At 65.3% G+C, this 26466-nt stretch carries 23 protein-coding genes; 8 read left to right on the plus strand and 15 right to left on the minus strand.

Features of this window, described 5'->3' with window-relative positions:
- Window positions 1-5 precede the first annotated feature (5 nt).
- Both HZR14_RS05580 and HZR14_RS05585 read right to left on the minus strand, forming a co-directional pair.
- Entirely contained in the window at window positions 6-1616 is a 1611-nt protein-coding gene (locus HZR14_RS05580) for a class I adenylate-forming enzyme family protein (protein ID WP_181691876.1), read from the minus strand.
- Between the two features lies 1 nt (window position 1617).
- Entirely contained in the window at window positions 1618-2385 is a 768-nt protein-coding gene (locus HZR14_RS05585; protein ID WP_181691877.1) for an IclR family transcriptional regulator, read from the minus strand.
- Window positions 2386-2642: 257 nt separating this feature from the next.
- Between HZR14_RS05585 and HZR14_RS05590 the strand changes: the two genes are divergently transcribed.
- Entirely contained in the window at window positions 2643-3428 is a 786-nt protein-coding gene (locus HZR14_RS05590; RefSeq protein WP_181691878.1) for a VOC family protein, read from the plus strand.
- A gap of 195 nt (window positions 3429-3623) precedes the next feature.
- Here the strand turns inward: HZR14_RS05590 and HZR14_RS05595 are convergent, their stop codons facing one another.
- Window positions 3624-5321 carry an acyl-CoA mutase large subunit family protein gene (locus HZR14_RS05595; RefSeq protein ID WP_181691879.1) on the minus strand — a complete coding sequence of 566 codons (1698 nt, stop codon included), beginning with the start codon at window positions 5319-5321 and terminating at the stop codon, window positions 3624-3626.
- A gap of 115 nt (window positions 5322-5436) precedes the next feature.
- Between HZR14_RS05595 and HZR14_RS05600 the strand changes: the two genes are divergently transcribed.
- Window positions 5437-6300, plus strand: coding sequence for a 3-hydroxyacyl-CoA dehydrogenase family protein (locus HZR14_RS05600; RefSeq protein WP_181691880.1), 864 nt, complete (start codon window positions 5437-5439; stop codon window positions 6298-6300).
- A gap of 69 nt (window positions 6301-6369) precedes the next feature.
- On the opposite strand, the gene HZR14_RS05605 is transcribed toward HZR14_RS05600, so the two are convergent.
- Together HZR14_RS05605 and HZR14_RS05610 are read right to left on the minus strand one after the other, a co-directional pair.
- Window positions 6370-7491, minus strand: a complete 1122-nt coding sequence (locus HZR14_RS05605) for an acyl-CoA dehydrogenase family protein (RefSeq protein WP_181691881.1) — start codon at window positions 7489-7491, stop codon at window positions 6370-6372.
- Between the two features lie 93 nt (window positions 7492-7584).
- Window positions 7585-8337, minus strand: coding sequence for an IclR family transcriptional regulator (locus tag HZR14_RS05610; RefSeq protein ID WP_181691882.1), 753 nt, complete (start codon window positions 8335-8337; stop codon window positions 7585-7587).
- Between the two features lie 951 nt (window positions 8338-9288).
- On the opposite strand from HZR14_RS05610, the gene folP reads away from it, so the two are divergent.
- Window positions 9289-11820, plus strand: coding sequence for a dihydropteroate synthase (gene folP, locus HZR14_RS05615; RefSeq protein WP_181691883.1), 2532 nt, complete (start codon window positions 9289-9291; stop codon window positions 11818-11820).
- Between the two features lie 82 nt (window positions 11821-11902).
- Here the strand turns inward: folP and HZR14_RS05620 are convergent, their stop codons facing one another.
- Window positions 11903-12265: a DUF555 domain-containing protein gene (locus HZR14_RS05620; RefSeq protein WP_181691884.1), complete on the minus strand. Its 363-nt coding sequence runs from the start codon at window positions 12263-12265 to the stop codon at window positions 11903-11905.
- A 423-nt stretch (window positions 12266-12688) separates the two neighbouring features.
- Here HZR14_RS05620 and HZR14_RS05625 point away from each other — a divergent pair, with 423 nt between their 5' ends.
- The gene (locus tag HZR14_RS05625; protein WP_181691885.1) at window positions 12689-12862 is read left to right on the plus strand and encodes a hypothetical protein; all 174 of its coding nucleotides are present in this window, start codon (window positions 12689-12691) and stop codon (window positions 12860-12862) included.
- Window positions 12863-12973: 111 nt separating this feature from the next.
- On the opposite strand, the gene HZR14_RS05630 is transcribed toward HZR14_RS05625, so the two are convergent.
- The 4 genes from HZR14_RS05630 to HZR14_RS05645 form a co-directional block, all read right to left on the minus strand.
- Window positions 12974-14284: an O-acetylhomoserine aminocarboxypropyltransferase/cysteine synthase family protein gene (locus HZR14_RS05630; protein ID WP_181691886.1), complete on the minus strand. Its 1311-nt coding sequence runs from the start codon at window positions 14282-14284 to the stop codon at window positions 12974-12976.
- Between the two features lie 339 nt (window positions 14285-14623).
- A complete protein-coding gene (locus tag HZR14_RS05635) occupies window positions 14624-15493 on the minus strand; it encodes a phosphoribosyltransferase HisG-related protein (protein WP_181691887.1) in 870 nt (289 codons plus the stop codon).
- A gap of 39 nt (window positions 15494-15532) precedes the next feature.
- Entirely contained in the window at window positions 15533-16609 is a 1077-nt protein-coding gene (locus tag HZR14_RS05640) for a hypothetical protein (protein ID WP_181691888.1), read from the minus strand.
- Between the two features lie 61 nt (window positions 16610-16670).
- Window positions 16671-17498: an MBL fold metallo-hydrolase gene (locus HZR14_RS05645; RefSeq protein WP_181691889.1), complete on the minus strand. Its 828-nt coding sequence runs from the start codon at window positions 17496-17498 to the stop codon at window positions 16671-16673.
- Between the two features lie 391 nt (window positions 17499-17889).
- On the opposite strand from HZR14_RS05645, the gene HZR14_RS05650 reads away from it, so the two are divergent.
- Window positions 17890-18267 (plus strand): hypothetical protein, encoded by a 378-nt coding sequence (locus HZR14_RS05650; protein ID WP_255479181.1) that lies wholly within the window; start codon window positions 17890-17892, stop codon window positions 18265-18267.
- A gap of 215 nt (window positions 18268-18482) precedes the next feature.
- On the opposite strand, the gene HZR14_RS05655 is transcribed toward HZR14_RS05650, so the two are convergent.
- The 3 genes from HZR14_RS05655 to HZR14_RS05665 all read right to left on the minus strand — a co-directional run bounded on the left by HZR14_RS05655 (window position 18483) and on the right by HZR14_RS05665 (window position 20741).
- On the minus strand, window positions 18483-18854 hold the full coding sequence (locus tag HZR14_RS05655) for a 30S ribosomal protein S8e (RefSeq protein ID WP_181691890.1): 372 nt from the start codon (window positions 18852-18854) through the stop codon (window positions 18483-18485).
- 111 nt (window positions 18855-18965) lie between these two features.
- Complete coding sequence (locus tag HZR14_RS05660) at window positions 18966-19793, minus strand: phosphorylase family protein (RefSeq protein ID WP_181691891.1); 828 nt, start codon at window positions 19791-19793, stop codon at window positions 18966-18968.
- Between the two features lie 216 nt (window positions 19794-20009).
- Window positions 20010-20741 (minus strand): hypothetical protein, encoded by a 732-nt coding sequence (locus HZR14_RS05665; protein ID WP_181691892.1) that lies wholly within the window; start codon window positions 20739-20741, stop codon window positions 20010-20012.
- A gap of 232 nt (window positions 20742-20973) precedes the next feature.
- On the opposite strand from HZR14_RS05665, the gene HZR14_RS05670 reads away from it, so the two are divergent.
- The gene (locus HZR14_RS05670) at window positions 20974-21537 is read left to right on the plus strand and encodes a tRNA (cytidine(56)-2'-O)-methyltransferase (RefSeq protein WP_181691893.1); all 564 of its coding nucleotides are present in this window, start codon (window positions 20974-20976) and stop codon (window positions 21535-21537) included.
- Window positions 21538-21788: 251 nt separating this feature from the next.
- The gene (locus HZR14_RS05675; RefSeq protein WP_181691894.1) at window positions 21789-22295 is read left to right on the plus strand and encodes a universal stress protein; all 507 of its coding nucleotides are present in this window, start codon (window positions 21789-21791) and stop codon (window positions 22293-22295) included.
- A 106-nt stretch (window positions 22296-22401) separates the two neighbouring features.
- Here the strand turns inward: HZR14_RS05675 and HZR14_RS05680 are convergent, their stop codons facing one another.
- Together HZR14_RS05680 and HZR14_RS05685 are read right to left on the minus strand one after the other, a co-directional pair.
- Window positions 22402-22545, minus strand: a complete 144-nt coding sequence (locus HZR14_RS05680; protein ID WP_181691895.1) for a hypothetical protein — start codon at window positions 22543-22545, stop codon at window positions 22402-22404.
- A 96-nt stretch (window positions 22546-22641) separates the two neighbouring features.
- Window positions 22642-25488 (minus strand): DEAD/DEAH box helicase, encoded by a 2847-nt coding sequence (locus tag HZR14_RS05685; protein WP_255479182.1) that lies wholly within the window; start codon window positions 25486-25488, stop codon window positions 22642-22644.
- Between the two features lie 118 nt (window positions 25489-25606).
- Here HZR14_RS05685 and HZR14_RS05690 point away from each other — a divergent pair, with 118 nt between their 5' ends.
- Window positions 25607-26461 (plus strand): eIF2B alpha/beta/delta subunit family protein, encoded by an 855-nt coding sequence (locus tag HZR14_RS05690; RefSeq protein ID WP_181691896.1) that lies wholly within the window; start codon window positions 25607-25609, stop codon window positions 26459-26461.
- Window positions 26462-26466 lie beyond the last annotated feature (5 nt).

Raw genomic sequence — 26466 nt, forward strand, 5'->3', positions numbered from 1 at the left:
CCGCGCTATTGGCTGAATTCGTATCCGGCCTCGCGGTCCCACGCGGTTTCGATCCCGCTCTCGCGGAGGCGTTTGCGTCTGATCTTCCCGGTCGGGTTCCGTGGCATCTCCTCGCGGATCTCGACGTATCGCGGCACTTTGAGGTACGGCAGCGACTGCTTGCAGTGGCGATACACGTCGATCGGGCTCAACTCGGCGTCCTCCTCGGGGACGACGATGGCTTTGATCTCCTCCGTGCCGCTTCGGTCCTCGACGCCGACGACCGCGGATTCGCGAACGTTCGCTGCCGTGTCGATGACGCCCTCGATTTCCAGCGAGGAGACCCGCCCCGCGATCCGGCCTCGGTAGATGGAGTTGTCCTCGTTGGCGATGAAATAGACGAAGCCGTCCTCGTCCTTGTAGCCGATGTCCCCGCTGTGGATCCACTGGTTTCGGCAGACCTCGACGGTCCGTTCGGGTTCGCCGAGATACCCCTGTAGCATCGTGTTTGGCCGCTTCGGCCGGATGACGATCTCGCCCGACTCGCCGGTATCGACCGGCCAGTCATTTCCGTCTACGATCTCGACGTCGGCGTAGGGGACCGCCTTCCCGGAACTGCCGATCCGGCGGTCCTCCGGGGTATTGTACGTGGCTATCGTCGACGTCTGCGTGACGCCGTAGCCCTCGAGAACGGTGACGTCGAAGCGGTCCTCGAACTCCCGGATGAGCGTCTCGTCGGGGCCGAACCCGAAGCCGTGGCCGATCGCCAACGCCACCGAGTTCTCCATCGGTTCCGACCCCGAGTGCTGGCCGTGTAACACCGACAGCATCCGGCCGAGATAGAGCATGACCGTCGCCTCACAGTCCTCGATCTGCCGCCAGTAGGTGTCCGGATCGAAGGGGTCCGAGAGGACGAACTCCGCATCGGCAAAGAGCGCGCCGACGACGCCGAGTTGAAAAGTGAAGATGCTGTACAGCGGGAGTGTAGTGAATATGCGGTCGTCCTCGTCGAACCCGAACAGTTCGTTCGCGACCTCCCAGCCGGTGTTTATGTACGAGTATTGTGGGAGACACACCCCCTTCGGCTGTTCCGTCGGACGGCGTTGGACGAACGTCACCGAAACCGTCTCGGCCGGGCCGCGTTCGCCCTCCGGGGGGGCCTCGGCATCCCCGTCGGACAGTGAGTCGAACGGCCGGAAGGACCGATCCGCCGGTACGTCCCCGACGAAGTATTCGGCCGTAACGTTCGGGAGGTCCGCCCGAACCGCCTCGTAGGCCTCGCGTGTCCGTTCGTCGATGAAGACGGTCCCGGCGTCGGACTTCACGAGGGCGGCGGCGAGCGTCTCGCCGGTAAAGCGGGTGTCGATCGGCGCGACCACGGCACCGAGCTTCGCGAGCGCGAAGTACAACACGACGTACTCGATGGAGTTGTACATGAACAGACAGACCGTCTCGTCGGGGGCGATCCCCCGTCTGCGGAGGCCGTTCGCGGCGGCGTTGGCCCGCCGGTTGAGCTCCCCGTAGGTGACCCGCTCGTCCCGATACCGGAGGAACGGTTTGGCTTCGGACTCGGACGCCTTTCGTTCGAGCGCCGCGCCGAGGGTATCGACGCCCTCGGGTGGCCCACGGGCGACCACGCTAGGGACCCCCCGTCTCGGCGGCGGCTCGGATCCCGTCGACGGCCCGATCGAGTGCCGACGTGAGCTCGCGGTCGGGCGGCGTGGCGAGGTCGTGTGAGTAGCCGAAGACGCCGACCGCGTGATCGTTCCCCGCCGGGCCTTCGAAGGCCGCTCCCACCGACCGGATCCCGAGTGCGGCCTCGCCGTCCCCGACGGCGTATCCCCGATCGCGGATCCGGGCGAGTTCCTCGGCGAGCGTCCCACGGTCGGTGATCGTCCGCTTCGTGTGCGCCGGCAGGCCGTGATAGTCGACGATGTCGTCGACGTACGTCTCGGGAAGCGTCGCCAGAATCGCTTTTCCCGGCGCGTGCGTGTGGAGGTAGGATCGCTTGCCGACCCGTCCGTAAGCGGTTGTTCCGTCCTCCCGGACGGCGGACTCGACGAACAGTCCCCGTCCGTGTTCCTCCGTGATCCACCACGCGGGCTGGCCCGCCGTCGCGGCGAGCCCCGGTAGGGCGTCGTCGATGGCCGCCCGGATTCGGAGGCGGTTCTTGGCCGCCATCCCGTGTGTCAGAAACCGCAACCCGAGATGGTAGGTGCCGTCCTGTTCGACGACGTATCCCATCGATTCGAGCGTGGCGAGGTAGTTGTGGACAGTGCTTTTCGCCAGGTCGAGTCGACGCTGCAGTTCGTCCAGCCCAGCGCCGTCGTGGTTCTGTAGAATACCGATAATTCTGAATCCGGTCCGGACCGACTTGACCTGTCTCGTCGACGATTCCCGAATCATGTTCCGTCGTTGTCGCCCGTATGTTTATATTTGTTCCTCAATCGTGCCGTTTCGGTCCGGTACCGACGTCGATTAGGGAGCCTCCCGTTCGCGTATGCTGAACAGTCGCATCGGAAGTGGAACTCCGCGATCGGTATATGTAGACGCTCCCGTCACAGTCGCCTCGATACTCCAGTATGTAACAACCCTACCCGTGTTAGGGCCGTACCCCCGGCGTGGCACTACGTTTTTGTGCGACGGCGACGAAACGGGCGAACATGGATGGAACACTCGACCACACGATGATGCGGGTTTCGGACATGGCGGCGTCGATCGATTGGTACGGAACGCACCTCGACTACGAGGAAAAAGACCGTCACGAGGGCGATGGGTTCACCATCGTGTATTTGGGTCCCGAGGATATGGGCGACGACGAGGCGATGTTGGAGTTGACGAGCAACGAGGGCCAAGACGAGGTCGAGATCGGCGACGCGTGGGGGCACATCGCCGTGCGCGTCCGTGACCTGGAAGCCGCCTACGAGGGGCTGATGGAGGGCGGTGTCGACGACTACCGGGATCCCGAATCCTGCGGTGGCCGCTACGCCTTCGTCAAAGACCCCGACGGCCACGAAGTCGAGTTGGTGACGCGGGATCACGGCTCGCCGTGGAGTCTCGACCACACGATGATCCGGGTCGAGGATGCCGACGAGGCCCTCGGCTACTGGGTCCGGAAGTTCGACTACGAGGAGGCGGGCCGCTGGGAGTCCGACACGTTCGCGAACTACTTCGTCGAACCGGGGAACGCCCCCGCGGAGGCGATGAGCGTCGAGTTGACCTACAACTACGATGGACGCAGCTACACCGACGGCGACGGCTGGGGGCACCTCTGCGTCAGGCTCGACAACCTCCACGACGACTGGGAGCGGCTGATGCTCCGGGAAGCGTCCGACTACCGCGACCCCGCGTCCTGTGAGGACATGTACGCGTTCACGCGGGACCCCGACGGCCACGAGATCGAACTGCTGGCCCGCGATCCCGACGCCGAGTCGCTGTTTCCGTTTTGATACTGCCGTCTCGGGGCGGGTCGAGGGCTCCCTCCCGCGGACGACCGGGAACGGGCATTCGACGCAGTCGAAACGCCGACGCGAACCGACGCCGAGGCCGACGCGAACCGACTCCGGGGTGATACGAACCGACGCCGAGGCCGACGCGAACCGACGCCGGGGTGATACGAACCGACGCCGGCGGCAGGGTCCGTCTCAGGCGGTGACGAGTGTCTCCTGATAGGAACCGTAGTGGTCCTCGAAGACGGCCATGATCTCGCCCATCGTCGCGTAGGCTTTCACCGCGTCCACGATCGGCGGCATGACGTTCTCGTCGCTTTCGATAGCCTCCCTGACGGCGTCGAGACACGCCTCGACGGTCTCGTCGTCGCGCTCCTCCTTGACCGATTCGAGCCGATCGAGCTGTCGATCGCGGGTCTCGGGGTCGACGTGGAGGAGGTCCGGTTCGGTATCCTCTTCGATCTCGTATCGGTTCACGCCGACGACGACCTCCTCGCCCTTGTCGACGCGTTTTTGATACTCGTAGGCGGCCTCCTGGATCTCACGGTGGAAGTAGCCGTCCGGGATCCCGGCCAGGACGCCGTCGCGCACGGAGCCGTCGCCCATCTCCTTGATCTCCTCGATGTATCCCATGATCTCCGCCTCCATCTCGTCGGTGAGTTTCTCGATGGCGAAGGAGCCGCCCATCGGGTCGACGATGTCCGCCGCACCCGACTCCTCGGCGATGATTTGTTGGGTCCGCAACGCCACGCGGACGGCCTCCTCGCTCGGCAGCGCGAGCGCCTCGTCGTAGCTGTTGGTGTGGAGGCTCTGGGTGCCGCCCATCACCCCGGCCAGCGCCTGGATCGTCACCCGGACGATGTTGTTGAGGGGCTGTTGGGCCGTCAGCGACTGACCGGCGGTCTGGGTGTGGAACTTCAGCCGTTTGGACTCGTCCGCCTCGGCACCGTACCACTCGTCCATCACGCGCGCGTAGATCCGACGGCAGGCCCGGAACTTCGCGATCTCCTCGAACATCGAGTTGTGGGAGTTGAAAAAGAACGACAGCAGGGGTGAGAACTCGTCGACGTCGAGGCCGCGCTCGAGGCAGTCCTCGACGTAGGCGAAGCCGTCGGCCAGCGTGAACGCGGCCTCCTGGGCGGCAGTCGATCCGGCCTCCCGGATGTGGTAGCCGGAAATCGAGACGGGGTGGAAGCGGGGGGTTTCCTCGACGGCGAACTCGATGGTGTCCGTGACGACGTCGAGGCTCGGCTCCGGCGGGATCACCCACTCCTTTTGGGCGATGAACTCCTTGAGCATGTCGTTTTGGAGCGTCCCCCGGATCTCCTCGCGCGGGACGCCCTTTTTGTCCGCCAGGGCGATGTACATCGCGTAGATGACGGGCGCGGAGGGGTTGATCGTAAAGGAGGTCGAGACCTCCCCGATGTCGATCCCGTCGAAGAGGATCTCCATGTCCCGGAGCGTATCGACGGCGACGCCCTCCTTGCCGACCTCGCCCTCGCTCATGGGGTGATCGGAGTCGATACCCATGAGACTCGGCATGTCGAAGGCGGTCGAGAGACCGGTTTGGCCCTCGTCGATGAGGTAGTGGAACCGCTCGTTGGTCTCCTCGGCGGTGCCGAACCCGGCGAACTGCCGCATCGTCCACGTCCGTCCCCGGTACATCGTCGGGTACGGCCCGCGGGTGTAGGGCGGCTCCCCGGGGAAGCCGAGGTCCTCCTCGAAGTCCACGTCGGCGACGTCTTCGGGGGTGTAGAGCCGGTCGACCTCGTGGTTCGAGACGGTCGCGAACCGGTCTTTCCGCTCGCCGGCCTCGAGGAACGGTTCGAGGGTATCCTCCTCCCACTGGGCCCTGCGCTCGCGGATCGCCTCTAGATCGTCGTTTCCGAACATTACTCATATACACTGCGCCGACTCGCAAAAACGTTGCCATACATGTTAAAAAATGAATATAATCGGCGAGGTGGGATCCGCAACGTTTAATCGAAATCTCCCCGTGTGTTCTCCCATGACACGAGAGATAGACGCGGTCGAACGCGTCGGCGTCGTGGGTGCCGGGACGATGGGCAGCGGGATCGCACAGGTAGCTGCCACGGCCGGCTACGACGTCGTCATGCGCGACATCGAGCCGGAGTACGTCGAGAGCGGCTTCGAGACCATCGCCGACAGCCTCGGGCGGCAGATCGATAGCGGAACGATCACCGAGTCCGAGGCCGAAGCCGCCGAGGATCGGATCGAGGGCACGACGGACCTCGGGGGGCTCGCCGACTGTGACATCGTCGTCGAGGCCGCCCTCGAGGACGTCGACGTCAAACGCGACATCTTCGGGGAGCTCGATGAGGTCGTCGACGAGGACGCCGTGTTGGCGACGAACACGTCGACGCTGTCGATCACGACGATCGCGGCGGCGACCGAGCGCCCCGAATCCGTCGTCGGCCTCCACTTCATGAACCCGGTGCCGGTCATGAAGGGCGTCGAGGTCGTCGACGGCGAAAAGACCGACGGCGACGTCCTGACGCTCGCCCACGACTTCGCGGAGGACCTCGGAAAGGAGACCTGGGAATCCGACGACAAGCCCGGCTTCGTCACCAACCGCATCTTGATGCCGTGGATCAACGAGGGAATCCGGGCCTTCGACGAAGGAGTCGCCACCAAAGAGGACATCGACAGCGGAATGACGCTCGGGACGAACGTCCCGATGGGCCCCCTCGAACTCGCCGACCACATCGGCCTCGATATCTGTCTGCACGCCACCGAGACGCTCCACGAGGAGTTGGGCGACCGATACACCCCGGCGTATCTCCTGAAGCGAAAAGTCGAGGCGGGCGACCTCGGCAAAAAGACCGGCGAAGGCTTCTATACCTACGACTGAGCCGGCCACGCCGCCTCGTACGGCCGGCCAAACCACACCAGCTTGAGGCGTCGGTCCCGCAACCGACGGTCACTCCCCGAGGTGTCGTGCGATGATCTCTTTTTGAATCTCGCTCGTCCCCTCGTAGATCGTCGTGATCTTCGCGTCCCGGTAGTAGCGTTCGACGTCGAAGTCCTTCGTGTAGCCGTAGCCGCCGTGGACCTGTACGGCCTCGCTTGCGACGTCGACGGCGGTTTCGCTGGCGAAGTACTTCGCCATGCTCGCGGCCATCGGGTCGACGCCCCCCTCGTTCTTCTCGGCGGCGTCCCGCGTCAACAGCCGTGCGGCCCGGACGTCCGTCGCCATGTCGGCGAGTTTGTGCGCGATCGCCTGGTGGTCCGCGATGGGCTTGCCGAACTGCTCGCGCTCGTGGGCGTAGTCGACGGCGGCCCCGAGCGCGGCGTCTGCGACTCCGACCGCCTGGCTTGCGATGGCGATGCGGCCGCCGGTCAGGATCGAAAAGGCCGCCTTGAGCCCCTCGCCGACCTCCGTGAGCCGGTTGGACGCCGGGATCCGAGCACCGTCGAAAAGCAGCGACGTCGTGTCGCTGGCCCGGAGACCGAGTTTGTCCTCTTTTTTACCGACCTCGAGGCCGTCGACGTCCTTCGGGACCAGAAACTGCGTCACCGAGTCGGGGTCGTCGGGGTCCGTCTTCGCAAAGAGGATGACGACCCCCGAACGCGTCCCGTTCGTGATCCACTGTTTCTTGCCGTCGATGACGTACTCGTCGCCATCCGCCCGGGCGACGGTGGTCATCTCCGCGGGGTTCGACCCCGCGTCCGGTTCCGAGAGCGCGAACGCGCCGACCGGCCGTCCCCGTGCCATGTCGGGGAGCCAACGTTCCTTGTGGTCGTCGGTTCCGAACGTTTCGATGCAGGCGGTCGCCAGACAGTGAACGGAGAGTGCGGTCGCGACGGACAGATCGCCGCGAGCGAGCGTCTCGTTGACGACGCTGTAGGTCACTTGGTCGGCATTGAAACCGCCGTACTCCTCGGAGACGGTAAGCCCCGTCAGATCCAACTCGGCGAGGCCGTCCCAGACGTCCTCGGGGAACGTCTGCGTCGCATCGGCCTCGGCGGCGGCGGGCCGTACCTCTCGTTCGACGAACTCGGAAACAGTCTCCTCGATGAGCGCCCGTTCGGTCGTCGTCATACCACGCTGTTGTCGTCTACGGTCATAATTCGTATGGATTTGATGCGACGGCCCGTCCCGTTCACATGTATTTGATGCGACAGCCCGTCCCGTTCACACGTAATCCATGTTCACCTGCGTGATATTCGCCACCCGCCGGATCGTCATCAGGATCTCCCCGCGGCGGTCCTCGCTCATCCGGCTTTTCGGGCCACAGACGCAGATCGATCCGCGGACGGTGTCGCCCCGATCGAGAACGGGAACCGCGATGCAGACGAACCCCGCGATCCGTTCGCCCCGGTCGATCGCATAGCCCTGCTCCCGAACGGCCTCGAGTTGTTCACACAATACCCCCCGGTCGGTGACGGTCCGTTTCGTGATGGGTTCGAAGGCCTGCTCGTCCAACAGCGCCTCGAGTCGTTCCGAAGTGGTGTGTGCGAGGATCGCCTTTCCCCCCGCGTTCGCATAGAGCGGTACCCGAGCGCCCGGGTAGGCGGGCAGATCGACGGCGCTTTCGCCCTCCGCGACCGCCAACAACACGCCGTCACCGCCCTCCTCGACGATCAGCGTCGCCTGCTCGCCGGTTTCCTCGGCCGCGGCGGACAGTTCGTCGGCGACCGCCGTGTAGATCTCGCGCTGGCGGCGGTCCCGGTGACCGATCTCCAGGAACCGCGTCGACGTCCGGTATGCGGTCCCGTCTTTGCGGACGTGGCCGGTCGACCGAAGCGCCTGGAGGTAGTCGTGAACCGTACTGACCGGCAGCCCTACGTCGTCGGCGAGTTCGGAGACGCCCATCCCGTCGGTTCCGGAGAGGGCGTCGACGATCCGGAACGCGCGCGTCACGGATCGGTTTTTTTCTTCGGACATTGGACGATCCACGTCCCGGCTCGAATTAATGCTTTCGGCCTGGCCGAAGCTCTGTCCGGTTTGGTCGCATAACATATATGCCGGGCGTATAGGACGTGTCCGTTGCGAAACGGCCCTCCGGCGCGCATCCACGGGGCGTCCTTCGCCGTCTCGACGGTGTGGACCTCGCCGTCTCGACGGTGTGAGTTCGGCGGGACCTCGCCGTCCCGACGACGTGAGTTCGGTCGGCTTTCGGGTGCATCGAACGATCGATCGGAGACGACGCACCGGAACGCCCGTCGGACGCCGACGGCGGCGTCCTCGAAGCCACCGAGCCCGTTTTCGGACTTCCAGTGTTCGACGCTGTCGAATACGCGGCCGTGCGGTCCTCACGGAAATACCTAACAAAAATAACGTTGTTATTATTTTCTCCCCGTTCACCGGATCTGACCGGCGGTACTGTTTGATAATTTTTATGGCACTTCTTACCTTTTTTCAATTAAAAATAGTTTCTGGCTGTTCGAGTAGCCGAGTGCGTATTGGGACGTATACATGGGGGTAGTCAGTTACACGTGTACTATGGCTATTCAGTCACGGATTCAATAGCCCCGAGAGAACGGTCTCAAACGCACATATACGCACGTACATAGACACCTCTCGGATACGCCGTACTACCGGTCGGTGACGGAGATCACGGCGTGATACCCGGAACACAAGGCGGCATATTATACAAAAAATGTTATGTAAATATATCTGTTATACTACGCGGAACCGTCACCGACCTGCGGCATCCTGAGACGTCTCGTATTCGGCCCCAGGGCACTCCCCTCGTATCCCCGTAGATCGGCTGTTAGTGGGCGAGGGCTTTCGGGTCTCTCGTGGCGGCCCGTGGCCCCCCGCTACCGCCCGAGCGTTTTCGCGGCGCCGGCCCGAAGCGAAAAACGATAAAGCGCTCGCCGTACTGCGTTCCGTATGGAGTACCACGAGGCGGCGAACTTCCTGTTCGATCTCCGCCGGTATCCGTCCCGAACAGGGGTCGCCCCGACCCGGCGGCTGCTCGACTACCTCGGCGGCTCGGGCGAGGACCTCCGAATCGTCCAGGTCGGGGGATCGAATGGGAAGGGAAGCACCGCCCGCATGGTCGAGTCCATCCTCCGGGAGGCGGGCTACGATGTCGGACTGTACACGTCTCCACATCTCGACGACGTCCGAGAGCGGATCCGAATCAACGGCCGCCCCGTCACGAAGCGGGCCGTATGTGAGTACGTCGCGGACGTCCGGCCGTACGTCCGCGATCAGGCTCCCGACGGCGAACCGCCGACGTTCTTCGAGGCGGTGACGGGGCTTGCGGTCCGGACGTTCGCCCGCGAAAACGTCGACGTCGCCGTCCTCGAGGTCGGTATCGGTGGCCGACACGACGCGACGAGCGCGCTTTCGCCGGACGCCGCCGCAGTCACAAACGTCACGCTCGAACACGCCGACCTCCTCGGCGATACGATCGAGGAGATCGCCCGCGACAAGGCCGCGATCGCTCCCGACGACCGAGCGCTCGTGACGGCTGCTGACGGGACGGCGCTCGAGGCGATCACCGGGGTCGCGGGCGAGACGCTCCGCGTCGGCACGATCGCGGAGGACGGCGATGGGAGTTCAACGACGGCCACCGAAACGGGAGCGGGCGACACCGTCGACGTGTCCGTCGAGACGGACGGCCGGGCCGGCGTCGAACAGGACGTCACTGTCGTCGGTGACGGGTGGCGTGTCGACACTAGACTCCCGCTTTTGGGCGAACACCAGTGTCGAAACGCCGGCGTCGCCGCGGCGCTCTGTCGGCAGATCACCGACGCGACGCCGGCCGATATCGAGCGAGGGCTCCGAAACGCCCACTGGCCGGGGCGTTTCGAGGTGATGGAACGCGCCCCGCTTGTCGTCCTCGATGGGGCGCACAACCCCGGAAGCTGTGCCGGCGTCACCGGGACGCTCTCGACGTTCGAGTACGACGATCTGCATCTCGTCTTCGGCGCGATGGCGGATAAAGACCTCCCGGCGATGGTGGCCGAACTGCCGGCCGCCGACGTCGCTTACGCCTGTCGTCCCGAGATCGGTCGGGCCGAGACGGCCGACTCGGTCGCCGCCATCATGGAGGCCGATGGGCGGGCCGGCCGAATCGAGCGGGCCGGAAGCGTCACCGCCGCGGTCGAGTCCGCGCTCGCGGCCGCCGGCCCCGGCGATGCGGTCGTCGTCTGTGGTTCGTTGTTCGTCGTCGCCGAGGCCCGGCGGCGGTGGACCGGATCGGCTGTCAGGAGCGCTGTTCCGGACGCAGCGGCGGCGGGCGACGTCCTCGAACGGGCTGACGTCGCCACGCGGGTCGTCGAGCGCGTCCGGGCCGAAGGCGTCCACGAGGTCGTGACGGTCCGTGTGAGCCCCCACGGGGCCGACCGCATCGCCAGCGCGTTCCGCTCGATCGGCGGCGAGTGTGCGGTCTCGGCGGTCGAGGCGCTACCGTACGAGCGCGTCGAGGCGGTTCTGATGGGGACACACGCGCAGTTCGATCGGCTGATCGACGTCCTCGCGGAGCGTTCGCCGGCGCTCTCGGCACTCGCCGACGGCATCGAAGGCGAACTCGCCGACGGCATCGAAGGCGAACGTGACACCGGGGACGATCCGGACGCCGGCCGAAACGAGCCAACGCAGCCGTGGGCGGATGGCACCGCCGTCATGGGAATCCTCAACGTGACACCGGATTCGTTCTACGATGGAGGCCGATACGAGGCACTCGAGGACGCCCTCGACCGTGCCGAACGACTGGTCGAGGCGGGGGCCGACATCGTCGACGTCGGCGGGGAGTCGACGCGTCCGAACGCCGACCCCGTCTCGGTCGAGGCGGAACTGGGTCGGGTCGTCCCGGTCGTCGAAGCGCTCGCGGACGTCGACGTCGCCGTCTCCGTCGACACCCGGAAGGCGGCCGTCGCACGCGCGGCGCTCGACGCGGGTGCGGACGTCCTCAACGACGTCTCGGGGCTCGAAGATCCCGAGATGCGGCTCGTCGCCGCCGAATACGACGTTCCGGTCGTCGTGATGCACTCGATCAACACGCCGGTCGACCCGGACGCCGATATCGCCTACGACGACGTCGTCTCGGACACGCTCGCCGCCCTCGAAGAGCGCGTCCTGCTCGCCGAGAAGGCGGGGTTGGACCGATCACAGATCATCGTCGACCCCGGCCTCGGGTTCGGGAAATCCGCCGCCGAGAGCTTCGAGTTGCTCGGTCGCCTCGGGGAGTTCCGATCGCTCGGCTGTCCGGTATTGGTCGGCCACTCCAGGAAGTCGATGTTCGGACTCGTCGAGCAAGGCGATGTCGACGAGCGACTCGCCGCGACCGTCGCCGCGAGCGCGCTGGCGGCCGAACGCGGGGCCGACGTCGTCCGGGTACACGACGTCGCAGAGAACGTCGCGGCGGTGAAGACGGCGGCCGCGGCCGAGGAGCCGGGACGCTTCGGGGAGTAGTCCCGCCCGTCTCATACGGACCGCGGTCGTCGGACGCCGACCCCGTCCCGCGCTCACCGACGGCGTGTGACGGCGGTCCGTATCACGCGTCTTCGTCTTCGTCCCCCGTGTCGAACGTGTCAATGATTTTCAACGGGACGTCCCGCAACGCGCCGCCGATCTCGCTTTTCGCGATCCGTGAGGCGTGCTGTTCGCTGTCGGCATTAAACACCTTCATTTCGAGACCCAACCCGACGAGGGCCGTATCGGCGGCGATAAACGCCGAGTCGAACGGTTCGCCACACGCCGGACACGGCGTCGATCCGACCTCGACTTCCACGTAGTCCATGTCGGCCTCGTTGAGTCGACGGCCGGCCTCGCTGACGGCGACGCCGATCGCATCGTCGATCTCTTCGACGTCACGGACCAACCACGCGGCCTCCATCGCGACGAGATAGTTGCTCATGTGCGTTCGAAACGGGGCCCGACGGATATCCCTATTGTTTCCCGTGTGCCCACGGCATCGGGGTCGTCCAGTCGTCCCGCGGACAGACGTCCGGGAGACGTACCGTACAGACGTACCGTACCCACGATGCGGGAGTCTCGTATCGGATCGTCGCGTCCGCGGCGATGACGACGGCCCCGTCGCAGCTGAACGCTGGTTCGCGGCCGCGCACGTGATTCAAAACGTACTGATAACGTATCTATAGCGTCTATACCACCACTCCCAGCTATCCACTTCGGTCCGGGTGTCCGGGGTGATATCCGTCTGGGCCCCCCTGGGTATCGAAGCGGGCAGTACTGGCCGGAACCAAGCGATACTGCGGCCAGTACCGGCCGATGGCGAACAGAAACTATATATACTGAACTCCGCACCCCTCGGAGTAGGATGGCATCCCACCTGTACCGGTCGACAGTGTTCGTCCTGTACCAGTTCAGCATCGTCCTCGGTATCGTGCTCTGGCCGGTCGCACTCGTCGCGAACCGGGCCGGAATTCCCTTCCCCATCGATCGGCTCGTCGACCGGCTCGACTCGACGTACGGACGGCTGAGCGAGGATTGAGTGCTCCGCCGCGTCGAGCAGTGGCTGCCGAATCGATTCTCGCCCCCGAGACAGTATCGAACTCCGCTGCCCCCGACGGTGTGAGGAGTCCTTTCGACGGTGTGAGGAGTCCTACTTCGTCGCCGCTTCGATCGCCTGATCGAGGTCCTCGATGATCGCGTCGACAGCCTCCAACCCGACCGAGAGGCGGACGAGGTCTCCCGTGACGCCACTCGCCTGCTGTTCTTCTTCGGTGAGCTGTTGATGCGTCGTACTCGCTGGGTGGATAATCAGCGTTTTCGCGTCCCCGACGTTGGCGAGCAGGCTTGCGAGTTCGACCTCGTTGCCCAGTTGCCGACCGGCCTCATAGCCCTCGGCGAGTCCGAACGTGATCATGCCGCCGTAGCCACCGTCGAGGTATTTGCTCGCGTTGTCGTGCGTTTCGTGTGATTCGAGGCCCGGATAATTAACCCACGACACCTCGGGGTGGCCCTCCAGGTATTCGGCGACGGCCATCGCGTTCTCGCTGTGTCGTTCCACCCGCAGCGGGAGCGTCTCGACTTTCTGGAGTGTCACCCACGCATCGAAGGGGGACTGGTGGTTCCCCAGATCACGGAGCCCTCGGGCGCGGGCGGCGTACGTGAACGCGGCGTCCCCGAACCGCTCGGCGAAGTTGACGCCGTGGTAGGCCGGGTTCTCCTCGCTGATTTCCGAGTAGTCCCACTCGTCCCACGGGGAGTTTCCGGAGTCGACGAGCACGCCGCCGATGGTGGAGCCGCTTCCGTGGATCCACTTGGTGGTGGAGTGCCAGACGAGGTCCGCCCCGTACTCGAACGGCCGGCAGAGATACGGCGTCGCGAAGGTGTTGTCGACGAACAACGGGATGTCGTTGTCGTGTGCGATGTCCGCGAGCCGTTCGAGATCCGGGGTGACGAGCGCCGGATTCCCGATCGTTTCGACGTGGAGTAGGGCGGTGTCCTCGTCGATCGCTTCCTCGTAGGCCTCGTAATCGAGCGTGTCGACGAACTTCGTCGAGACGCCGCGACGCTCGACGGTGTGGGTGAAATACGTGTAGGTTCCCCCGTACAGCGCAGAGGAGCTCACGATGTTATCGCCGTTTTCGGCCAACAGGAAGATCGCGAGGTCGAGTGCCGCCATGCCGCTCGAGGTCGTGATTGCCCCGATTCCGCCTTCGAGTGTTGCCAGGCGGTTCTCGAGGGTCATCGTCGTCGGATTCTGAATCCGACTGTAGATGTTTTTGCCCGCATAGGCCGCGGCGTACGCTGCCGGTTCGGCGTCGAGCGCAAACAGCTCTGCTGCGTGTTCGTCGTCGTCGAATACGTACGACGTCGTCTGGTAGATCGGTGGTGCGCGTGACCCGGTCGCTGGATCCGGTTCCTGACCGGCGTGGATGCTATCTGTGAAGATTCGGTCGTCGGACATACATACCGACTCTCGTTCGGCACCTATATAATTCATCAAGGGACCGTACGTGGGATCGACACCCAGCCCATGCTGCCGGACAGCAGATATCACAGAGATCCCAAAGCGATAGTGATACTGACGGACGTAATTTCGTGAATACCTGAATCGTTCAGATAGACGAAACCGTACTGTGACACGACGCTCAGAGATTTTCGATTCAAGTAGTTACGTCCGACAGTATGAACCGCCGGTCCCACACGACGTGCGGTCGGGGGATCCGCCTCGAAACTGCTGACCCGGACGAACCGTTCGATTCACCGCTTTTCGAGGCGGGGCGATACGACGAGCCGTCCGTCTTCACGCAGTCGTTTCGACGCCGCCGACGAGCAACTCGGCGATCGTACTCACCGCGTCGGTCCGCTCTTCGGGGTTTTCCAACAGGACCGTCTCGCTCGGAAAGAGTCGTTCCCCGACGCGGAGGCCGTGATCCCGGGCCGTCGAGCCCGTGACCGTGAGGTACACGCCGAGACCGACGGAGGCGATCGCGGCTTCCTCCTCCCTGTCGCCCGGATACCGAAACGAGAGCCCCTCCATCGCGTCGGTACCCAGAATGGCCCGGACCAGTCGTTCGTACCGGGGGGAGATACACAGCGGCCCCTCGTACTCGGAGAGGAACTCCCGGTCGGGATCGCGGGCCACGTCCGGCGTCGAAAGCAGCGCGTGATCGACGGTATCGCCGAGTCCGTCGACGACCCGGACGTCCGTGTCGTGGGGATCGATCCGGTCGTTGAGTTCTCCGAGCGACGAGAGCGGTTCGGATTCGATGCCGACGACCTCCTCGAGGACGAGGTCGGCGCTGTCGAACCCGAGCGGGAACTCGTGTTTCCGGAGCGCCCTGAACGGCTCTTCGCGTCCGACCAAGTGGAGATCGTACGCCCCGAAGTCGACGTGGAGCGAGTCGAACACGATCCGGCGAGGGGACTCCGGCCGAGCGTCGCGCAACAGCGTGTACTCGGGGTCGTATCGACCCGTATCGCTGTAGGTAGCCAGCCGGTCGTAGACGTCACCATCGGCCGGCTGATCGCCCTTCGTGACGGCCTTTTCGTACCGCAGCGTCGAGGCGATCGCATCGGCCCGCGTTTCGATATCCGCGACGGCCGCGACCCGTTCGAGGACGGCTTCGAGGGGGCGTCCTTTGCGCGGAACGGCAACGGCGATCGTCGTCATTACCGGAGGGACTCGCTCGAAGGATAAAGTCCGACTGGTTTATTTGGGCGTGTCGTCGCCTCCGTCGTCGCCCCCGATGCCACCGAGAGCCCGCGAGAGCCGATCGTGGGTTTCGATCACCGTCGACAGATCCGCCGAGAGCGATTCGGTCTCCGACTCCACCGACGCGACGTCGGATCGAACCTCCTCGAGCCCGGCCTCGAGTCGGCTATCGAGCGCATCGACCGACTCGGTTGCCGTCTCGACGGCCGTTTCGAGTTCGTCCAGCCGTTCTGCCGTCTCCTCGTATTGCTCGTTGACCTCCTCGAGCAGCCGTTGGCCGTCGCCGTTCTCCTCGATGAACGCTTCGAGCGCGTCGATGTACGCCTCGAGGTCCGAGACCGTAGACTGGAGATGACCGATCCGTGCTTCGACGGTCGGGCCGGCCGGCTCGGTGCCGAGGGCCTCCCGGAGCGTGACGATTCGAGGATCGTCGGGATCGGCGTCCTCGATCTCCGCGACGAGCGCGTCGAGGGACCCGTCACCTTCGGTCGGCGTCGGCCGTTCGGGTGGGCGGCCCCCGTCGGAAGCGTCACCCGTTCGGTCGAGGTCGTCCCCGGCGTCGACCGCGACCGTCTCGATGCCGGCGTCCGGCGTCCCCTCCGAAACGGTCGGTATGTCCGCATCCGCGACATCGCCGCCGCTGTCGATCCCTTCACCCTGCGCTTCGCTCGGGACCCCGTCGGGGACATCCGGCTCGGCGACTCCGTCGGGCGAGGAAATAACGGCGTCGATTCGGGGCTCCCCGAGGAACGCCTCCGGAACGTCCGATCCGTCCCCCCGGAGGCCGTAGACGGTGGTATACTCCTCGCCCGGCGCGAAATCCCGTTCGAAGACGACGTCGCCCTCGTCGACGTCCCAAAACTCCGCCCCGTACTTCGGATGAAATCCGACGTTTTCGGGGGCGACGTGGTCGGGAACCGTCTCGGCGAACCGGACCCGAACGCGCTCATCCCGGTCCGATCGGATATCGAACGCGATCGCGGGCACGGGGAAGTCGTCCGGTTCGAACGATTTTTCCACCGTGACACCATCGCTCGTCGTCGTCATGATCTCCGAGAGATCGGCGTCAGCCATACGTCCCGATGTGGCCGACGGAGGATAAATCTACGCGACGGATCGGGACGCCGAACCGGAGTCAAAGCGACGTCTTGTCGCCGATCTCGAGGACGTCGACCGTCCGTGGGTACTCGAATCCACGCACGTGGTCCCGAATCGCGGACGGATCGGCGGTCAGACCCTTCCACATGTCCCAGTGTGTCGGGAGCAGCCGGTCGGTTTCGAGTTGGCTCGCGACCTCCGCGACCATGTTCTCGTTCGAGTACCACTCGGTATACGTCGGCTCGCGGGTCCGTTTGTCCGGAACCATCCCGGAGGAGCCGAACGCGGCGACCGCGAGGTCGATATCGTACGCCGAGCCGATCGCCTCGAAGGACTCGCTCGGACGGGCGTCACCGCCGTGGAAGAACGTCCCGGCGTCGTGTTCGACGACGTACGAGACGGGGTGTTCGGCGTCCGGGTCGTGGGCCGGTTCGACGTGGACCGACAGCGATCCGACCTCGATGGAATCGCCCTCCGAGACCTCCGTGAGATCGCCGGCCGCGACACCGTGGGCCGTACGCCAGCCGTCGGCGATCTCGACCGAACCGGAGGGACCGAAGAACGTCGCGTCCGTTCCGGTGAGGATCGGTGCCTGGGAGGGTCCGTGGGTGTGATCTGTGTGTTCGTGGGTCGCGAGGACCGCGTCCGCCGAATCCACGTCCTCGGGCGCGAACGGGATCGGGATCATCCGGACCGTTCGAGGGGGGTCTCCGGTGCCGAGGTACGGATCGATAAAGACGGTCGTGCCGTCCGCGGCCTTGAGGACGAAGCCGTTACAGCCGAGATACCAGAGATCGAGCCCCTCCGGTTCGGCCTCGGCGACGGCCGTCGGGAGCCAATCGCCCCAATCGGAGTGTATCGTCATGGGCGTACGTGTGACGCCGTCCTCAAAAAGCGGTCCGATCGGGACGTCCGCCTGGGCCGTCGAGGGATGCGGTTTGACGGCCGGGAGCGATCGGCCGATCTGACGGCCGGGAGCGATCGGCCGGTATCGGATCTCGCCCGACGTGCGGTAGCGACGGAGCAAACGCCGACAGTCACACTGCCGGACGTACCGAGTTGATACTGGTGGACGAAATCAAATGAAACCGACTCACGAGTGATCCGCCGTTCGCTCCGTCGAACGGCGTGATCCTCGTGCGTCGTGTGTACATTCTTTTGTTCGTCAGTATGAAGCGGTGGCGGACGGAGATCGATGTGCAATTCGTTCACACACTCAGGCGTGGTTCTTGTACCGCCGTCACGAAACTTCGGGCATGTACGAACACGAGATGACGGACGACGGACCCGAATCGCACGAGTGTACGACGACCGGATCGTTTCTCGATCACGGTATCGAGGACGGCTCCGATCTCATCACCAGTACGTACTACCGGCTACAGAGCGACGACCGGAGCGGATTCTCCCCGGACGAGGCGTTCTACGACCGACTCGAATCGGCGTTTATCTGGGCGTATCTCGGCTCCGTCGACGAGCGGGGGATCCCACCCCACGTTGAGTACGCCATCGACGACGCACGCTCGCTCACCAAAGAGGCGTTCGAGGAGCGACCGGACGCGGATCTGCGAACCGACGTCATCCCCGCGTTCTATCGACGCGTCGCTGGATTTCACTGTCGCTACCGAGAGCGATAGCGGGACTGCCGGCTGACGGTATCATACGGATCGGCGTCCCGATGTGCCGGTCACCGCCGGCACGGTGCCGGCGGCGACCGCGCCCGGACGACGACAGTCCGTACTCATACTGACGGACAAAAGAATGTACACACGACGCACGAGGATCACGCCGTTCGACGGAGCGAACGGCGGATCACTCGTGAGTCGGTTTCATTTGATTTCGTCCACCAGTATCAGTTCTCGAGGAGAACGGCGTTGACCTGTCCGTCCTGTCCGGGCCGGGAGGTGACGCGCGCTCGGCCGGCGTCGGTCTCGATGACCGCGCCCTTCGTGACGATGTTTCGGCGGACGTAGTTCGGGTTCGAGGCGTTCTCGACGACGTCCTCGATCGACGCTCGCTCGACGCCGTCGTCCGTGGCGACGCTCGCGACGTCCGTTTCGACGGCGCGGACCTTCTCGTTGCCGCCGCGCGTCTCGACGACTTGTAGCTCCTGTTCGCCGAGTTGCGTCTCCGTGGGAGCTGACCCGAGTTCGTGTTTGCGCTTCTTTCGGACGGTTCGCCGACGGCCGCCGGTTCGCTTCTTCGTGGACCGAGCGTGGTTCATACCAATGAGGTGTCCGGGCGCGTACTTGAATGGCTCGGGTTGGAGCCGTCCTCGGGGCGACCGACCGCCGCCACCGACGGCTCCCACAGCCACGGACGGTCGCCGGCGGCGTCACGGCAGCCGATCGTCGACGACGGCCCGTGCGACCGCCACGGCGTTTTCGAGCCCGGTCTCGAACCCCGCCTCGAACCCGGCCGAAAAGAACGACTCCTCGGCGGATTCGCCCTCCGGTTGGCGGTCGTGATTCGAGATGCCGCGGACGCTGAGATACCGATCGGCGTGTCCGAACCGTTCGAGCGCGCGTGCCGTCCCGGCGTCCTCCATTTCGGTGGCACGGTAGGGGCGACAGCCGTACTCGTCGACGAGCCACGACGCCTCCGCCGCGAGCCGGCGGCCGTGCCAGAGTTCGTCGCCACAGAGGTTCGTCCCGGTGACGACGCCCGGACCCTCGCCGCCCCCGTCGTCACGGAGCGTGACCCCCTCGGCCAGTGATTCGGCCCGCGAGACGAGCCCGGCGTCGAGGTCGAACACGCCCTGCGCGTCAGTATAGGGGTTGTGGGCGACCGATCCCGACCCGTCCGTGCTCGGGTCGAATCGGCATTTGTCGTCCCAGTCGACGACGTGATTGGCGAGGACGACCGACCCAATCGGGAGTTCGGGGGGGCCGCCGGCGACGCCGACAGAGCATACGAGCGCCGACCCGACGTCGACGTCGTCGCTCGCACAGAGCGCGGCGGTCGTCGTCGCGGCGGCGGTCTTTCCGATTCCGGTCGGGACGAGCCCGAGGCCGCGGTCGGTGTGTCGCAGCGGGGCCGAAAGTCCCGGAACGTCGATCGCGTGCTCGAATTCGTAGGCCCGTGTCCAGGGTTCGGCCTCGCTCGGAACGCCCTCGATATCGTCGAACGCCGGCAACACGAGGACGCGAAGGGTGACTGACATGCCTCGCCATCAGCCGAGCGAAACAAAAGGGCCACGGGTCGACGTATCCGAAGGCGTCGGGAGGCGACGTGTCCGGCGGTCGTCGTCTCGGTCCGGTCGTTCCGCTCATACTGACGGACAAAAGAATGTACACACGACGCACGAGGATCACGCCGTTCGACGGAGCGAACGGCGGATCACTCGTGAGTCGGTTTCATTCGATTTCGTCCACCAGTATCAGCAACGCTCGCGGTGTCGACGGAGCGCCTCCTCCATCGACAACTCACCGAGGGCGACCCGTCGGGCGAGTCCCTCGTCGATCGTACGCTGGCCGTCACCGCGTTCGCGGGAGCGCTTTTGTATCATCCGGATCTCTCCGGGGGTCGGCGTGACGTCCCTCGATTCGATCTCCTCGCCGCCGATACGTGCGATGTTGACCGCCGCGAGTACGTCGCCCATCCCTCGGACGCCCACCCCCTGATACGGCGTCGTCCCCGTCTCGTCGACGAGTTCGATCGGAACGTCCTCGATTTCGATCGCATCGACGAGACGGGAACCGCGGAGTCGCGCGCCGTCGCCGATCCGGATCAGCGGGTCGGTCGCGCCCTCGAGTTCGCGTTCGACGATCGTCGGGGCGTCGGCGATCGGGACCTGAAACGCCGCGACGACAGTCTCGCCGGACAGGACTGCGATCCCAGGGCGGTCGCCGGGGTCGATCCCCACGGTCGTTCGCCCGTCGGCACCGCGGAGCGTGGCCAACGCTTCTTCGACCGCCCGCCGGGGACGGGCCGGGTCCGCCCGAACCGTCGGGATCGGCGGGTGTTCGTCCTCGGGGCCGACGACGGCGACCGTCGCCCCCTCCGGGAGGTCCGCCCCGGGTTCGACCGTCCGAAACCGGACGTTTCGGTCGCGTAACTCGCCGACTACGTCGTGATACACCTCGAAATCCGACGTCGCAACGACGATCACTGATTCGACAGTACGGTGTTGGGTGATTTATATCAACCGCCGTCGTCACGCGGGGAGTGCGTTCACTCGGACGCACATTCGTACGTGACAAAACCACGGAACGGCGTGCAAAGGCGGAATGACGGACGCTTGTCCCCCGCGTATCGCGCTGTCCGAGTTCGCGGACGGCGCTCCTCGCCGATGAGCGTCCTGCACCGCAGAAGCTAACACGCCCGCGGGAAACGGAAATCGTATGCACACAGATCGCGAGGTCGTCGTCCTCCGACTCGGCCACCGGCCGGGGCGGGACAACCGGATGACGACGCACGTGGGCCTGACCGCCCGGGCGCTCGGCGCCGACAGGGTCACGATCGCCGGTGCCGCCTCGGGATCGAAAGAGACGATCGCCGACATCACAGATCGGTTCGGCGGCCCCTTCGACGTCGAGTTGACGGAGGAACCTCGGGCGGTCATCCGGGCGTGGGACGGCATCGTCGTCCACCTGACGATGTACGGGCTCCCGATCCAGGCGGTCGAATCCGAGATCCGAACCGAGCACGAGGACGGACCGGTTCTGGTGGTCGTCGGTGCCGAAAAAGTCCCCTTCGACGTCTACGAGCGGGCCGACTACAACGTCGGCGTGACGAACCAGCCGCACTCGGAGGTCGCCGGCCTGGCGGTCTTTCTCGACCGGCTCTTCGAGGGCCGGGAGCTAGATCGCGAGTGGCGGGACGGGACACATCGGGTGATCCCGAAGGCGACCGGAAAAAAGGTCGAACCGACCGGCGCGAAGACGGGAGCGACCGACGGCGAGTGATACTGGTGGACGAAATCAAATGAAACCGACTCACGAGTGATCCGCCGTTCGCTCCGTCGAACGGCGTGATCCTCGTGCGTCGTGTGTACATTCTTTTGTTCGTCAGTATGAGATCGGTTCCCGGATCAGCGCCTGTGAGCGGTCATATAGTAGAGATCGTACGACGTGTTCGCCCCCGAACCGGGGGAACCGTTATCGAACAGTGAGAACGTTCCACAGGATATAGGATGCCCTTGGACGCGTAGCTTTACATGACCATATTCGTCCCGTTCGACGGATCGGAGCTCGCTGAAGCGGCACTCGTCCGTGCGACGGAGTTCGCCAACGCGCTCGACGAGACGGTGTTGGCCGTGAGTGTCATCCCGGAGAACGGCGTGGAGTATGCGAAAGAACGGGGATGGATCGAACAGGACGAGGCGTTCGACCTGGAGTCTATCGTCTCCGAGTTACACACGCAGGTGACGGATCTAGCCCCGAGCGCTGACTTTCACCACGAAGTCGTAGACCGGTTCGTCTCACAGGGGATGGTCGGACGACGCCTTCGGCGGCTGGCCCGCGAGGAGGACGCGTCGATGGTCGTTATCGGAAGCGAGAACGCGGGACGGATCACCACCCCACTCAGCGTCGGACGTGCCGTTGCCACCGACGACGCGTACGACGTCGTCATCGTCCGGGACCGGAGTCCGGCAAAGATCGAAAAACTTCGGGAGTCGTCCCCGCACAGGCGATCACGGTCGGACTTTTATCTGTCGAACTGACGTGCCGAGAACGGCATGCGCGGTCGTGGGAGGCCGTCGACGCGTATCCATCCGATCGACGGCGACGACAGTCCGTGTGGATACGCGGGGCAGCGGTCGTCGAGCGTCACGGATCGCTACCGGGGTCGAACGAACTATGTTCCAAATAGAGAAACTCGAACAAAAAGAGCGTGAGGAAGATCCCGATGATCCAGAGCAAGGTCCCGACGTCGGTACGATAGATGTGATAGAGGACGACCGGAATCGCCACCGTCGTCCCGACGAACCCGAGTGCCGGAGCGAGGCGGTTTGCCCCCGTTTCGTCCGCGAGCCGGAGGTTTATGGATGCGATCTTCTCAGTCTCTGATCAATCCCAGAACGACTTCGTCCGGGCGTACTGGCGCTCGCGTTCGATGATATCGCGGTAGAAATCCGTCTCGTCCTCGCGGTGGTTGTTGATGATCAACGCGGCGTTTCGGGGGCCGACACCCCGTGCGGCGAGTGCGATCACTGCCTTCTTGCCGTGGCTCTGGACGAGGCTCGCGGCCCGGTAGGCGCGTTCGGTCTGTTTTCGCTGCGCGTCGTCCTTCGTGTCGGCCCGAACCGATTCGAGCACCTCGTCGGCCCAGGGGTTCAACGCCGCGATCCGGGTCGACCCACACGCCGGGCACTCGGGCCGTTCTGTGACCCGTTCGACCGTCTGCCGTCGGTCCCACTCCTCACAGTGTAGACACGCGAGCAGTACCCGGTCTTCCATGATCCGCTCTTTGACCGTCTGGACGACGGAGGCGTCCGCGTTCTCCGGAGCGAGCAGCTCCCGCCCCGAGGAGCGTCCGGCCCGCCCGAGCGCCGTCCGCTCGCCCACCGTCTCGAGGGAGAGATCGCCCGTCTGTAGCCGCCGGAGCACCTCGCTTGCCCCCGTCACGTCGAGTTGCTCGTGGAGGACGACCCGGACGGCCTCGTCGTAGATCGGCGTGTCCTCGAGCGCTTTGAGCAATCGGTCTTTTCCGAACCGGTTCTGGCTGGATCCCTTTCCCTTCCAGCGTTTCAACGCGCCGAACTTCGCTGCGACCTGTGCGAGGGTGTATTTTAGCGTATCGGCGTTCTTGAGACTCAACTCGACGAGCGTCGCGACGTGGTCGGGGTCGGTCGTCTCGACGATCTCGACGACGTCACCGATCGTCACCCCCGCCGGCACTTCGAGTTCGATCCGGTAGGGGTCGACCTCCATCGCCACGGAGGAGCCGGTCCGCTGGCCGACGAGCGCCGACAGCAGCCGACCCAGCGTCTCGTTTACCGTGTGGCCGAAGGCGGCGTTGAGGACGATCTCGCGGCCGAACCCTTCGAGGACGATCCGGTCGTCGGAAGGGACCGGCCCCTCGTGACGCTCGACCGGCTTCAACGCCTCGCTCGCTGTGTGTTCGTCGGTGGGGAACCGTTCGGCGAACGCCCGCGCGACGTGGGATCGCCCCATGCCGCCCTCGAAGCGCTCCCGCGCCTCCGCGCGGGTCCGTCCGACGTGTTGGGCGACGTCGCAGGGGACGGGGATCTCCTGGCCGACCCACGAGGGCACCTCCCCGGTTGGATCGCCGACCGGCGAGACGAGGACTTCCTCGGCCTCGTCGTCGATCTCGGTGATTCGCCACATCTCCCCGCCCTGAACGAACGTCTCGCCGGGGGCCGCAAAGGTGACGACGAACCGCTCGGCGAGCGTCCCGACGGGATCGCCGGAGGCCATGTCCTTGACGGTGTAGTTGGCCTCGTCGGGAATCATAGAGAGGTTGGCGTAGAAGTACTGCCAGGTCCCGCCGGATTTCTCGAGGCGGTCTTCGTCCTCCTCGAGCCACAGGAGCCGGTTGCTCGAAAGCTCCCGAACGACCGATTTGAAGTCCTCCTCTGGGAGGTTACGGAAGGGGTACGCTCGCGTGACGACGTCGTAGGCGCGGGCCGCCGGCAGTTCTTCGAATCCCATGAGCAAGCCGGGGATCTGGTTTGCGACCGTATCGAGGCTGGCGTGGTGGATCCCCGCCGACTCGACGGCACCGCGTTCGGCGCGGCCGACGATCGCGAGCGCCTCGAAGGCGTCGTCGGAGCCGGTCGCGATGATCGTTCCGGAGGAGGTCTCCTCGCGACGATGGCCCGCCCGCCCGACGCGCTGGAGGAGCCGCCGGACCTCCCGCGGGCTCGAGTACTGAATGACGTGGTCGATCCGGCCCACGTCGATGCCGAGTTCCATAGAGGAGGTACACAACAGCGCGTCGATGTCGCCGGTTTTGAACCGGTCTTCGACCTCGATCCGGGCCGACTTCGAGAGCGACCCGTGGTGGATCCCGAGGTCGGTCCCGTAGGATTTCAGCCGCGATCCGAGCCCCTCGGCGGTCTGGCGAGTGTTGACGAAGACGAGCGTCGACTCGTGAGCCGCGACGAGGCCGTCGATGACGCGTACGTGGCTCGCGATCTCGGCGTCGGTCAGCAACTCGCCGGCCGCGGTTCGGTCGGCCGGGGTGATCTCGGGGGTCCGGACCGCGACGTCGACGTTCGACCCCGCCTCGACCTCGGCGATTCGACAGCCGCGATCGCCGGTCAGAAACCGACCGACCTCCTCGGGGTCGCCGACGGTCGCCGAGAGGCCGATCCGCTGGAACGGCCCGGCGTGCTCGCGGAGGTGTTCGAGCCCGATCGTCAGCTGGGCCCCGCGTTTCGAGGCGGCGAGTTCGTGGATCTCGTCGATGACCACGTGTTCGACGTCCTCGATCGCTCGCCGGAGTTTCTTTCCCGTGAACATCGCTTGCAGCGTCTCCGGCGTCGTCACGAGGACGTCAGGCGGGTCATCGGCCTGTTTGCCGCGCTCGTAGTCGGTCGTATCGCCGTGCCGAACCGCGATCTCGATGCCGAGGGTTTCGCCCCACCAATCGAGTCGCTGGCGCATATCGCGGTTCAGCGCCCGAAGCGGCGTGATGTAGAGCGCCTGGATCCCGTGTCGCGGGTCGCGCCCACAGACGGCAGAGAGGACGGGCAACATCGCCGTCTCGGTCTTGCCCGACCCGGTCGGGGCGATGACGAGGCCGTGGTCGCCGCCGGAGAGCGCCGGGATCGCCTTCCGCTGTGGCGCCGTTGGCGTGGTGAACCCACGCTCGGACAGCGCCGCCCGAACGTCGGCATGGAGGGTGGCGAACGCATCCATTCCGGTTCCGTTCGGAGGGCGGTTACTCATCGAACGTGTTTGTGCTGCCAGCGGAATAAACGACCCGTTCGGCGAGGAGGGCTTCCGGAACAGTCGACGGCGGGCGAATCCCCGAAGGCCTATGACTTCGCCGGACGACCCCACGGGCATGATAGACGAAACAGTCGAGGAGATCCGTGAGATGCAGACGCACTCGTCGTCGGTCGTCGCCATCAAAGCGGCCAAAGCGTTGCGGGAACTCCTCGACCGGGAGTTCGCGACCGTCGAGGAGTACGTCCGGTCGCTCGAACGCAACGCCAGCGCCCTCCAGCGCGCCCAGCCCTCCCACGCCTCGCTGTACAACACCCAACACGAGATCGTCACCCGGGTCGAGGGCGGTGAGTACGACACGGTCGAGGCGGCCAAAGCCGAGACGGAGGCGGCCATCGACGACGTGGTCGGGTCAGTCGAGAACGCCAAACACGAGGCCGCGGCGAACGCCGTCGACCTCCTGCCCGACGGCGCGACGGTGTTGACTCACGACTACTCCTCGACGGTCGTCGAGGCGATCGAACTCGCCGCCCGCGAGGGCCACCACATCGACGTCTACGTCACCGAGGCCCGGCCGCGGTTTCTGGGCCGACGGACCGCCCGAACGCTCGGGGCGATCGACCGCGTCGACGTGACTCTCATCGTCGACAGCGCGGCGGGGCACTACCTCGACGGCTGTGATCGGGTCGTCATCGGGATGTCATCGATCGTCGAGGACACGCTGTACAACCGCGTGGGAACGTTCCCGATCGCCGTCACGGCGGCCGACCTCGCGGTTCCCGTCTCCGTCGTCGGCGCGAGCGAGAAACTCATCGAGGACGGGTTCGTCTTCGAAAACGAGTTCCGATCGCCGGCCGAAGTGATGCGCGAACCCGCCGAGGGCTTTTCGGTCGCGAACCCGGCCTACGACGCCACGCCGACGCACCTGCTCGACGGCGTCGTCACGGAGGCCGGCGTGAAAAAGCTCGAATGAGCCGG

This window comes from Natronomonas salinimetallica, assembly GCF_013839515.1.
Classification (GTDB): domain Archaea; phylum Halobacteriota; class Halobacteria; order Halobacteriales; family Haloarculaceae; genus Natronomonas.

What these genes read in the sequence shown, in the direction of transcription:
- HZR14_RS05635 (WP_181691887.1), bottom strand. Translation starts at nt 15,493, where the DNA reads ATGACGACGATCGCCGTTGCCGTTCCGCGCAAAGGACGCCCCCTCGAA.
- HZR14_RS05670 (WP_181691893.1), top strand. Translation starts at nt 20,974, where the DNA reads ATGCACACAGATCGCGAGGTCGTCGTCCTCCGACTCGGCCACCGGCCG.
- HZR14_RS05590 (WP_181691878.1), top strand. Translation starts at nt 2,643, where the DNA reads ATGGATGGAACACTCGACCACACGATGATGCGGGTTTCGGACATGGCG.
- HZR14_RS05610 (WP_181691882.1), bottom strand. Translation starts at nt 8,337, where the DNA reads ATGTCCGAAGAAAAAAACCGATCCGTGACGCGCGCGTTCCGGATCGTC.
- HZR14_RS05600 (WP_181691880.1), top strand. Translation starts at nt 5,437, where the DNA reads ATGACACGAGAGATAGACGCGGTCGAACGCGTCGGCGTCGTGGGTGCC.
- HZR14_RS05585 (WP_181691877.1), bottom strand. Translation starts at nt 2,385, where the DNA reads ATGATTCGGGAATCGTCGACGAGACAGGTCAAGTCGGTCCGGACCGGA.
- HZR14_RS05685 (WP_255479182.1), bottom strand. Translation starts at nt 25,488, where the DNA reads ATGAGTAACCGCCCTCCGAACGGAACCGGAATGGATGCGTTCGCCACC.
- HZR14_RS05650 (WP_255479181.1), top strand. Translation starts at nt 17,890, where the DNA reads ATGTACGAACACGAGATGACGGACGACGGACCCGAATCGCACGAGTGT.
- folP (WP_181691883.1), top strand. Translation starts at nt 9,289, where the DNA reads ATGGAGTACCACGAGGCGGCGAACTTCCTGTTCGATCTCCGCCGGTAT.
- HZR14_RS05595 (WP_181691879.1), bottom strand. Translation starts at nt 5,321, where the DNA reads ATGTTCGGAAACGACGATCTAGAGGCGATCCGCGAGCGCAGGGCCCAG.
- HZR14_RS05630 (WP_181691886.1), bottom strand. Translation starts at nt 14,284, where the DNA reads ATGTCCGACGACCGAATCTTCACAGATAGCATCCACGCCGGTCAGGAA.
- HZR14_RS05620 (WP_181691884.1), bottom strand. Translation starts at nt 12,265, where the DNA reads ATGAGCAACTATCTCGTCGCGATGGAGGCCGCGTGGTTGGTCCGTGAC.
- HZR14_RS05690 (WP_181691896.1), top strand. Translation starts at nt 25,607, where the DNA reads ATGATAGACGAAACAGTCGAGGAGATCCGTGAGATGCAGACGCACTCG.
- HZR14_RS05640 (WP_181691888.1), bottom strand. Translation starts at nt 16,609, where the DNA reads ATGGCTGACGCCGATCTCTCGGAGATCATGACGACGACGAGCGATGGT.
- HZR14_RS05605 (WP_181691881.1), bottom strand. Translation starts at nt 7,491, where the DNA reads ATGACGACGACCGAACGGGCGCTCATCGAGGAGACTGTTTCCGAGTTC.
- HZR14_RS05660 (WP_181691891.1), bottom strand. Translation starts at nt 19,793, where the DNA reads ATGTCAGTCACCCTTCGCGTCCTCGTGTTGCCGGCGTTCGACGATATC.
- HZR14_RS05645 (WP_181691889.1), bottom strand. Translation starts at nt 17,498, where the DNA reads ATGACGATACACTCCGATTGGGGCGATTGGCTCCCGACGGCCGTCGCC.
- HZR14_RS05675 (WP_181691894.1), top strand. Translation starts at nt 21,789, where the DNA reads ATGACCATATTCGTCCCGTTCGACGGATCGGAGCTCGCTGAAGCGGCA.
- HZR14_RS05625 (WP_181691885.1), top strand. Translation starts at nt 12,689, where the DNA reads ATGGCATCCCACCTGTACCGGTCGACAGTGTTCGTCCTGTACCAGTTC.
- HZR14_RS05655 (WP_181691890.1), bottom strand. Translation starts at nt 18,854, where the DNA reads ATGAACCACGCTCGGTCCACGAAGAAGCGAACCGGCGGCCGTCGGCGA.